We start from the raw sequence: 8633 nt of genomic DNA on the forward strand, positions 1-8633 counted from the left end.
GCAAGCTCCCTCGCCACAACACGCCCGCCGTCACTTCAATGCGTGCGCCTACACAGCGATCGGCGCCCTTTCACACAAGGTGTTCAACGCCTGCGCCCACTGCGGGTCATCGTTCAGGCACGGCACCAGCACCAACTCCTCGCCACCCGCCTCGCGGAACTGCTCCCGCCCACGATCACCGATTTCCTCCAGGGTTTCGATGCAGTCGGCGACAAACGCCGGGCACATCACCAGCACCTTTTTCACACCCTGCCTGGCCAGCTCATCCAGACGGGCTTCCGTGTAAGGTTCGATCCATTTGGCACGGCCCAACCGCGACTGGAATGACACGGACCATTTGCCGTCCGGCAACCCCATGCGCTCGGCCAATGCGGCCGCCGTACGCAGGCATTGACCGCGATAACAGGTTGCAACCACCTCAGCAGGCGCACCGGCACAGCAATCGCCGCCGCCTTCAAAGCTATGGCCCGGGTTGAGCTTCTTCAGGTGCCGCTCCGGCAACCCGTGAAAACTCAGCAGCAGGTGATCGTAGTCCTGCTCAAGGTACGGCCTGGCGCTGGCAGCCAAGGCTTCGAGGTACTCGGGCTGATCGTAGAACGGCTGGAGAATCGAGAACTGCACATCCAGCTTCTTCTCACGCACGACCCGCCTGGCTTCCTCGACGACGGTCGTCACGGTGCTGTCAGCAAACTGCGGGTACAGCGGTGCGAGCGTGACCTGCTTGATGCCTTGCGCAGCGATGCGTGTGAGTACCGTCTCAATCGACGGCTCGCCATAACGCATCGCCAGCTCGACCGGCCCCTGGGTCCATTGCGCAGTCATCACCTGCTGCAAGCGACGACTGAGCACCACCAGCGGCGAGCCTTCATCCCACCAGATCGAGGCATAGGCGTGGGCCGACTGCTCGGGGCGCTTGATCAGAATCAGCGAAACCAGCAAGCGTCGCACCGGCCAGGGCAGGTCAATAACGTAGGGGTCCATCAGAAATTGATTGAGGTAGCTGCGCACGTCCGCGACCTGTGTGGAAGCGGGCGAGCCCAGGTTGACCAGGAGCAACGCGTGATCGGTCATGCAACGTCCTATTTCAAAGGCGGCTGGACAAGTCATCCAGAGCCGCACGCAAATCAGTGAACCGGAAAGTGAAACCCGCCGCCATCAAGCGCGACGGTGTTGCCCGCTGGCCACCGAGCAATAACAGTGACAACTCGCCAAGACCGACCTTGAGCACAAGGGACGGCAACGGCATGAACGCCGGCCGGTGCAGTACACCGGCCAATGTCTTGGCAAACTCGCGATTGCGCACCGGTTTAGGCGCGCAGGCATTATAAGGACCACTGGCATCATTCTGATGCAGAAGAAAATCAATCAGGCCGATTTGATCCTCGATATGGATCCACGACATCCACTGCCGACCATTGCCAATCGGCCCGCCCAGCCCGGCCTTGAAGGGCAACAAGAGCCGCGACAAAAAGCCGCCCTCCGCCGACAGCACCAGGCCAGTGCGCACCAGCACCACGCGAATGCCCAAGGCCTCGGCCCGCTGCGCGGTTTCTTCCCAGGCAATGCACAATTGGCTGGCGAAATCTTCGCTGACCGGGGGCGAGTCCTCGCTCAACTCACGTTCGCCACCATCGCCGTACCAGCCCACGGCCGATCCGGAAATCATCACCCGTGGTTTTTGTTCGCGACTGTCCAGCCATGCCAGCAGGGTTTCTGTCAGGCTGATCCGACTGCTCCAGAGCACTGCCTTGCGTCGATGGGTCCAGAGTCGGCTGGCAATGGGAGCCCCGGCCAGATTGATCACCGCATCCACCGATGCGGGGCCAATGTCTTCCAGGCGGCCAATGCCACGCACCTTGGCACCGCATAAGGCGGGCACCTTTTCCGGCTTGCGGCTCCACACCGTCAGGCTGTGCCCCTGGCTCAACCAGAGTCGGCAAAGCTGGCGTCCTATCAAACCAGTACCGCCGGTCAGCAATATGTGCATGACGTGTTCCTCACGTAGCGTTTTACCCCGATCACTAGTCTATTTTTATAGGCAGGGATGTTTCGGATCGGGCGGCTCTGTGATTAACAATAGGCCAAGCTGCCAGAACGAGAGCGCTGAAAGTTATACCAAAAAATAAAATTGTACAGGTTTGGCCCGAAGCGTAGCCTGTAGAGAAAGGTAAACGAGGCCCCCTATGACTGTACCCATCGCAATCATCGGCACCGGAATCGCCGGACTTTCTGCGGCACAAGCCCTGCAGGAAGCCGGGCACGTCGTGCAATTGTTCGATAAAAGCCGTGGCAGTGGTGGCCGCATGTCGAGCAAGCGTAGCGATGCCGGCTCACTGGACATGGGCGCACAGTATTTCACCGCCCGCGATCGCCGATTCGTCACTGAAGTCCAGCGCTGGCATGCCAATGGCTGGGTCGCTGAATGGGCGCCTCAGCTCTACAACTTTCATGGCGGACAACTCAGTACCTCGCCGGATGAACAGACCCGCTGGGTGGGCACACCCCGCATGAGCGCCATCACTCGCGCCCTGATCGGCGAGACGGAAGTGCACTTCGCCTGCCGCATCACCGAGGTCTACCGTGGCGAAGAACATTGGCACCTGCAGGATGCCGAGGGCTTCACCCATGGCCCCTTCAGCCATGTCGTGATTGCGACGCCGGCACCACAGGCCACGGCCTTGCTGGCGGCGGCGCCGAAACTCGCCGGGGTTGCCGCGGGGGTAAAAATGGACCCGACCTGGGCCGTAGCCCTGGCCTTCGAAACGCCGCTGGAAACGCCCATGGAAGGCTGCTTCGTCCAGGACAGCGCGCTCGACTGGCTGGCTCGCAATCGCAGCAAACCCGGGCGCGACAATACCCTGGACACCTGGATCCTGCATGCCACCAGCGCCTGGAGCCGACAACACATCGACCTGTCCAGGGAAGCGGTGATCGAGCAACTGCACGGTGCCTTCGCCGAACTGTTGCACAGCGCCATGCCCGCCCCCAGCTTCAGCCTGGCCCATCGCTGGCTCTATGCCCGGCCAGCCGGCAACCATGAGTGGGGCGCACTGGCCGATGCCGACCTGGGCTTGTACGTGTGCGGCGACTGGTGCCTGTCCGGACGCGTGGAAGGCGCCTGGCTGAGCGGCCAGGAAGCTGCTCGCCGCTTGCATGCGCACCTGCAGTGACCGGATGGACGGTCTGGAAGTGGCGCCACGCAGGCCAACGCCCTATAGCGGCCCACGCCCCTACCTGAGAAAAAACTTATACAAGTAATTTGACTTGTACATCATCGAATCTATGATCAAACAAAGCTGTACAGCGCCAACTACTTGTACAGGTTTAGATCCGAGGCACTTCGATGAACAGCCAGAGCGCGAGCAAACCGAAAATCGCCATCAGTGCCTGCCTGATGGGTGCCGAGGTCAGGTACAACGGCGGGCATAAAGCGTCCCGGCTGTGCAGCCAGGTCCTGGGTAATTACGTCGAGTGTGTCCCGGTGTGCCCCGAAGTCGCCATTGGCCTGGGGGTACCTCGCGAGCCGATTCGCCTGGTCGGCGATCTGCGGCAACCACATGCCGTCGGCACCCTGAACCCTGAACACGATGTCACCCGCCTGCTGGCCGATTACGGGCAGCGCATGGCCAGTGAACTCGGCGATATCTGCGGCTATGTCTTCATGCAGAAATCACCCTCCTGTGGCCTGGAGCGAGTCAGGGTCTATCACGCCAACGGCAACCTCCAGGACGGCGGCGCACGCGGCATCTACGCCCAGGCGTTTTGCGCCCGGCACCCAAGCATGCCGGTAGAAGAGGACGGCCGGCTCAACGATCCGATACTGCGCGAGAACTTCCTGACCCGGGTGTTCGTATACGCCGCCTGGCAGGCCATGTTGCAAGCCGGGTTGAGCCGCCAGGGCCTGACCGACTTCCACGCCCGCTACAAGTACCTGCTGATGGCCCACAACCCGGTGCAATACAAGGCCTTGGGCAATCTGCTGGGCCGCTCGGACCCGAGCGATCCGAATGAGCTGGGCCCGCGCTACTTCAAGGCGCTGATGACAGCCCTCGCGCAATGCGCCACCCGCCGCACCCACAGCAACGTGCTGCAACACCTCGCGGGCTATTTCAAGCGAGTCATCAGCCGTGAGGACAAACAGGAAATGCAGCACCTCATCAGCCAGTACCGCCACGGCATCGTGCCGCTGGTGGTTCCCCTGACGTTGCTCAAGCATCACTTGCGCCAGCATCCCGACCCGTACGTTGCGCAGCAGGTCTACCTGCAACCGCACCCGGAAAATCTCAGCCTGCGAAATGCGATTTAAATGAAAAACCAACCCGATACCCTTGCCCAGGATGGCGGCGCCGGTTACCAACAGGCGCTGGCTGAAAGCTGGCTGCCGATCCGCGACGTGGCCCGCGTGACCGGCGTCAATGCCATCACCTTGCGTGCCTGGGAGCGCCGTTACGGGCTGATCGTGCCGCAGCGCAGCCCAAAGGGGCACCGCCTGTTCTCGGCCGACCATGTACAACGCATCCACACCATTGTGACCTGGCTCAACCGTGGCGTAGCCGTGAGCCAGGTCAAGCCGCTGCTCGACACGCCGCAGGCGTTCAGCACGGCGGTGGAAAACGAGTGGAAGATCCTGCGCCAGAAACTGACCCAGGCCATCAGTCAGCTGGCCGAGCGGGAGGTCGACGATCTGATCAACCAGGCCATGTCGTTATACCCGCCCCGGACCTTGTGCGAGCAACTGCTGATGCCGCTGCTGGGTGAACTCGAACAGCGGTGGCAGGGGCAGTTCGGCGCACGGATGGAACAACGGTTCTTCCATGGTTGGTTGCGCAGCAAATTGGGCGCCAGGCTCTACCACAACAACCGCCAGCTGCGCGGTGCGCCGCTGTTGCTGATCAACCACTCCGACCTGCCACTGGAGCCGCAACTGTGGCTGGCCGCCTGGCTGATCAGCAGCACCGACTGCCCGGTGGAAGTGTTCGACGGGCCGCTGCCGGCGGGCGAACTGGCCCTGGCGGTCGAGCACTTACAAGCACGCGCGGTACTGCTGTACTCGAGCACATCGATCAATCTCAAACAGCTGACGAAACTTCTGCACAACGTCAGCTGCCCAACACTCATCGCCGGACCCACGGTGTGCATCCACCACACTGAGTTGTCCGTGAGCACTACAGACTGCGCTGATTTGCTCCTCGCCAAAGACCCCTTGGCGGCCCACCAGATGCTGCTTGCGCGCGGACTCATTTAAATGCCCAAGGCCAACCCGACCCTGCAATTGATCTGGCTGCGCAACGACTTGCGCTTGCATGACAACACAGCGCTCTCGGCCGCCACGGCGCGCGGCCCGAGTGTAGCGTTGTACCTGTTGAGCGCCGAGCAATGGCTGGCCCACGATGATGCACCGTGCAAAGTGGACTTCTGGCTACGCAACCTGCGGCCATTGAGCCAGGCACTCGGCGAGCTGAACATTCCCCTGCTGATCCGCAGCGCCCCCCACTGGGACGACGCCCCCGGGGTACTGGTCGCACTGTGCAACGAGCTGAACATCGAGGCCGTCCACGTCAACGAGGAATACGGCGTTCATGAGACACGCCGGGATACGGCCGTCAGCCAGGCCCTCGACGCCAGCGCAGTGGCTTTCCATCACTACCTGGATCAATTGCTGTTCAAGCCAGGCAGTGTACTGACCAAGACCGGCACCTGGTTCAAGGTTTACAGCCAGTTCCGCAAAGTCTGTCATGCCCGCTTGCAGGACGCGCTGCCCCAGTTGGTGGCGCCCCCCAAGGCTCAGTCCCCCATGACAATCAACAGCGACCCGGTTCCCGAGCAGATCCCGGGCTTTGAGACGCCGAGCGCGCAGCTTCGCGCACTCTGGCCGGCAGGCGAGGACGAAGCGCACCGACGGCTTGAGTTTTTCGCCCAGGCACAGATCCATTACTACCAGGACGAACGCGACATGCCGGCCAAGCCCGGCACCAGTCAGTTGTCGGCCTACCTCGCCACCGGCGTGATTTCGCCCCGGCAATGCCTGCACGCCGCACTGCAAGCGAATCAAGGCGAGCTCGACAGTGGCAGCGTTGGCGCAGTGACCTGGATCAACGAGCTGCTGTGGCGCGAATTCTACAAACACATTCTGGTGGGCTACCCACGGGTCTCCCGGCACCAGGCCTTTCGCCCGGAAACCGAAGCCGTGGCCTGGCGCACAGCGCCTGACGAACTGGCCGCCTGGAAAGAGGCGCGCACCGGCTTGCCCATCATCGACGCGGCCATGCGCCAACTGCTGGCCACCGGCTGGATGCACAACCGCCTGCGGATGGTGGTGGCGATGTTCCTGAGCAAAAACCTGTTGATCGACTGGCGTGAAGGCGAACGCTTTTTCATGCGCCACCTGATCGACGGCGACCTGGCGGCGAACAACGGTGGCTGGCAATGGAGTGCTTCCACGGGCACCGACGCGGCGCCCTGGTTCCGGATTTTCAACCCGTTGAGCCAATCGGCAAAATTCGACCCCGAAGGGCTATTTATCAAACACTGGCTGCCGGAGCTGGCCGAACTGGACAACAAAGATATCCACAACCCGGCGGCCTCGGGCGGATTGTTTGCCGTGGCAGGCTATCCGCTGCCCATCGTCAACCTCAGTCAAACGCGGGAGCGTGCACTGGCGGCGTTCAAACACCTGCCTGCGTCCCCGGGTGTCGGGGCATAGCGTGATGCACATGTACCCACATTGACTGACTGAAAGGAGAACGGGATGAGTCTCACGCCTCCACGGCGGTACTGGCTGACGGGCGCCAGCAATGGCATTGGCGCCGCACTGGCCGAAGAGCTGTTGAAATCCGGTGCGCACCTAGCGGTCAGTGCACGCAAGAGCGCGTCGTTGAAGGTGCTCGCGCTGCGCTATCCCGGGCAAGTGCTGGTGGTCCCCGGTAACCTGACCAACAGCCAGACCGTGCGCGAAATCGGCGAACAGATCCAGCAGGCGTGGGGCGCGCTGGACAGCGTGATTCTCAACGCCGGCACCTGTGAATACGTCGACCCCCAACCGTTCGACCCATCGATCATCGAACATGTGGTGCGCACTAACCTGCTCGCCTGCAGCTATTGCACTGAGGCCGCCCTGCCCTTGCTTCGTGCCGGCACTGCGCCCCATCTGGTGGGCATTGCCAGCCCGGTGACGTACCTGCCGCTGCCTCGGGCAGAAGCCCATGGCACGTCGAAAGCCGGCCTGCGTCACCTGTTTGAATCCTTGCGAATCGAGCTGGCGCCGGAGGGTATTGAAGTCACCATGGTCAGCCCCGGCGCCGTCGACACCCGGCTGATCGAAGCAACGGAGCGCCCGATGCCCCTGAGTTGGCCCGTCGACAAGGCGGCGCGGTACATCGTCGGAAAACTCAAACAGCGCCCATTGGAAATCGCCTTCCCCGCCTTGCATATGTCGCAGCTGTGGCCACTGTCGAAACCGACTGACCAGGTCAAACTGGTGATCGGCAAACCCATGCTCAGGAGCTCGCCGCCCATCAAGGACTCGCCATGAATGTCGCCGGCCGCAAGGCTGCGGCAAAACGTCCGTCAGAGCGTTCACACAGCCATGGCTCGCTGCCTTACACTGCCGGCCATGAACACCATCCCCCTCACCGAAATCGTCGAGCCTGCGGTCACCTGCTCAACCTGCGCGGCCTGCTGCTGCCAGCTCGAAGTCATGCTGATCACCGACACTGGCGTACCTGACCGGTTCATCGACACTGACGATTGGGGCGGGGAAGTCATGCTGCGCCTGGACGACGGCTGGTGCGCCGCACTCGATCGCGACACGATGATGTGCACCATCTACGAAAAACGCCCGCTGATCTGCCGGGAGTTCGAGATGGGGGCGCCGGAATGTATCGAAGAGCGCCAGGGAATTGCGACGGCGTACCGCTGAGCGGTCGGATATTAACGGCCTGACTGACGCTTGGGTGGCAGCGACCCGCTGTTTGACGAACCAGGCTCGGAACAGCAGAAGGTTTCCCACGCACAGTTGCCAGACTGACAGCTATGCAACCTGCACTACACCTCCACTCTTCAGCTGAAAAAACCTACAGCATTCAAAGAAGCGCCTGATTTAACTCCGCTCCCCTCCTCGCCTAGCGTGCTCGTCCCTACCGATCACATAAGGCCGTGTCTGGCATGAGGCGCTATCACATCACCGTCGGAGCCAAAACCACGGTCAACGGCACCGTGCTCACCGGCTACGCATACAGCACCATCAATGGCCAGGCCATGGCCCGTGAAGGCGATGAGGTCGACTGCCCGGAATGCGACAGCACCGGGGTCATCGTGTGCGACGGCCCGCACCTGGTGGACTTGCTTGATGGCCGCCCCGCCGCCCTCGACGGCGATCTCTGCAGTTGCAAGTGCGACCCGCCGCCGCGACTGATTGCCAACCAGAATCTCAGGTGTCAGTTGTTCGACGATGTCGCGCCACGCCCCCGAGTCACTGCTCAACCCGCCGCGCCAACCGCACGCCACCCGGTAGCCGAACCGCGCCCCTCCAGCGTCACCCCTGCACCGGCGCCGAATCGTCCCACGTCGACCTTCGCGCCGCTGCCCGGACAGGTCTGCGAGAACCTCTGGCGCGAGTACCAGCAAAGAGCCGA

9 protein-coding genes are annotated in these 8633 nt (G+C 62.2%); 7 read left to right on the plus strand and 2 right to left on the minus strand.

The features are described 5' to 3' along the window. Nucleotides 1-48: 48 nt before the first annotated feature. Nucleotides 49-1071: a ferrochelatase gene (gene hemH / locus AC3WQN_RS13670; RefSeq protein ID WP_103402312.1), complete on the minus strand. Its 1023-nt coding sequence runs from the start codon at nt 1069-1071 to the stop codon at nt 49-51. Nucleotides 1072-1084: 13 nt separating this feature from the next. Beyond that, complete coding sequence (locus tag AC3WQN_RS13675) at nt 1085-1987, minus strand: TIGR01777 family oxidoreductase (protein WP_095149129.1); 903 nt, start codon at nt 1985-1987, stop codon at nt 1085-1087. A gap of 196 nt (nt 1988-2183) precedes the next feature. On the opposite strand from AC3WQN_RS13675, the gene AC3WQN_RS13680 reads away from it, so the two are divergent. The 7 genes from AC3WQN_RS13680 to AC3WQN_RS13710 form a co-directional block, all read left to right on the plus strand. Then, the gene (locus AC3WQN_RS13680; RefSeq protein ID WP_103402313.1) at nt 2184-3170 is read left to right on the plus strand and encodes an NAD(P)/FAD-dependent oxidoreductase; all 987 of its coding nucleotides are present in this window, start codon (nt 2184-2186) and stop codon (nt 3168-3170) included. Between the two features lie 173 nt (nt 3171-3343). Continuing rightward, the gene (locus AC3WQN_RS13685; RefSeq protein WP_103402314.1) at nt 3344-4306 is read left to right on the plus strand and encodes a YbgA family protein; all 963 of its coding nucleotides are present in this window, start codon (nt 3344-3346) and stop codon (nt 4304-4306) included. Beyond that, entirely contained in the window at nt 4307-5245 is a 939-nt protein-coding gene (locus AC3WQN_RS13690) for a MerR family transcriptional regulator (protein WP_103402315.1), read from the plus strand. 21 nt (nt 5246-5266) lie between these two features. Then, nucleotides 5267-6703 (plus strand): deoxyribodipyrimidine photo-lyase, encoded by a 1437-nt coding sequence (phrB, locus tag AC3WQN_RS13695; protein WP_103402317.1) that lies wholly within the window; start codon nt 5267-5269, stop codon nt 6701-6703. A 45-nt stretch (nt 6704-6748) separates the two neighbouring features. Next, nucleotides 6749-7531: an SDR family NAD(P)-dependent oxidoreductase gene (locus tag AC3WQN_RS13700; protein ID WP_103402316.1), complete on the plus strand. Its 783-nt coding sequence runs from the start codon at nt 6749-6751 to the stop codon at nt 7529-7531. An 81-nt stretch (nt 7532-7612) separates the two neighbouring features. Next, nucleotides 7613-7918, plus strand: a complete 306-nt coding sequence (locus tag AC3WQN_RS13705) for a YkgJ family cysteine cluster protein (protein ID WP_095080050.1) — start codon at nt 7613-7615, stop codon at nt 7916-7918. A 245-nt stretch (nt 7919-8163) separates the two neighbouring features. Continuing rightward, nucleotides 8164-8633 (plus strand): PAAR domain-containing protein (locus AC3WQN_RS13710; RefSeq protein ID WP_178081966.1); only part of this gene is annotated, 470 nt, incomplete at its 3' end.

The sequence above is a fragment of the Pseudomonas sp. FW300-N1A1 genome, from assembly GCF_058789115.1.

Coding starts and splice junctions, on each gene's coding strand:
- hemH (WP_103402312.1), bottom strand. CDS start 1,071: ATGACCGATCACGCGTTGCTCCTGGTCAACCTGGGCTCGCCCGCTTCC.
- AC3WQN_RS13675 (WP_095149129.1), bottom strand. CDS start 1,987: ATGCACATATTGCTGACCGGCGGTACTGGTTTGATAGGACGCCAGCTT.
- AC3WQN_RS13680 (WP_103402313.1), top strand. CDS start 2,184: ATGACTGTACCCATCGCAATCATCGGCACCGGAATCGCCGGACTTTCT.
- AC3WQN_RS13685 (WP_103402314.1), top strand. CDS start 3,344: ATGAACAGCCAGAGCGCGAGCAAACCGAAAATCGCCATCAGTGCCTGC.
- AC3WQN_RS13690 (WP_103402315.1), top strand. CDS start 4,307: ATGAAAAACCAACCCGATACCCTTGCCCAGGATGGCGGCGCCGGTTAC.
- AC3WQN_RS13700 (WP_103402316.1), top strand. CDS start 6,749: ATGAGTCTCACGCCTCCACGGCGGTACTGGCTGACGGGCGCCAGCAAT.
- AC3WQN_RS13705 (WP_095080050.1), top strand. CDS start 7,613: ATGAACACCATCCCCCTCACCGAAATCGTCGAGCCTGCGGTCACCTGC.